Origin of the sequence: Candidatus Accumulibacter vicinus (genome assembly GCF_000584955.1) — a bacterium.
Lineage (GTDB): Bacteria > Pseudomonadota > Gammaproteobacteria > Burkholderiales > Rhodocyclaceae > Accumulibacter > Accumulibacter vicinus.
Map to the genome: position 1 here is coordinate 1 of NZ_JDSS02000017.1, position 1,061 is coordinate 1,061.

The 1,061-nt window shown below is 46.6% G+C and carries 1 protein-coding gene; it reads left to right on the forward strand.

The window, feature by feature from the left end; translation table 11 throughout:
- On the forward strand, nt 1–1,061 hold a 1,061-nt coding region (gene ccsA, locus CAPSK01_RS04925), incomplete at both ends, for a cytochrome c biogenesis protein CcsA (RefSeq protein WP_034923301.1).

Consider the following 1,061-nt stretch of genomic DNA (forward strand, 5'->3'; position numbering starts at 1 on the left):
TCATCAAAAACCATTATTTCGAGTATCATTACGCCTATAGTCACTCCGATAAAAAACTCCCGGCACATTACCTGATCTCTACATTCTGGAACGGACAGGAGGGAAGCTTTTTGTTGTGGATGTTCTGGCATGCGGTGCTCGGCATTGTAATCATTCTCACGAATAAATTCTGGGAAGGGCCAGTCATGACGGTGTTCTCCGTGGTTCAGGCATTTCTTACGTCAATGATTTTAGGTGTAGTACTCCCCGGGCTTGAATTAAAAATAGGGAGTTCACCTTTCATTCTGCTGCGCGATGCCATGCCCGATCCCATCTTCACGGTTCAGCCTGATTTTATTCCGCAAGATGGCGCAGGGTTAAATCCGCTGTTACAAAACTACTGGATGGTTATTCATCCGCCTACGTTGTTCCTGGGTTTTGCGGCCACGCTGGTTCCGTTTTCATTTTGCATGGCTGGCTTGTGGTTAAAGCGTTACCGCGAATGGGTTCGTCCGGCCCTACCGTGGTCGTTGTTTGCCGGTGCAATACTGGGGCTTGGAATTTTAATGGGTGGTTATTGGGCGTACGAAACGTTGAATTTTGGTGGTTACTGGAACTGGGATCCGGTAGAGAATGCTGTTTACGTTCCTTGGCTTATCCTCATTGCTTCTATTCACACCATGATCACCTATAAGAACAGTGAAACCGCTTTGAAGGCCTCCATTATCCTGGTGATTTCTGTTTTCATTCTTATTCTCTATTCAACCTTTTTAACCCGAAGCGGAGTATTAGGCGATGCGTCTGTTCACTCCTTTACGGATCTTGGTCTGTCAGGTCAGTTGCTGTTGTATTTGTTGTTCTTTTTGGTGGCGGCAATAGCCTTGGCGATTATCCGGTGGAGAGAAATCCCAACATCCAAAACTGAAATCTCAACCTATTCACGTGAGTTCTGGATTTTCATTGGGGCAACTGTTTTGTGTTTAATGGGCTTTCAGGTATTGGTGCCCACCTCGTTTCCTGCGTGGAATCAGCTGGTTGAATCGTTTGGGGGTATCTCCAATATCGCCCTTCCGGGTGATCAG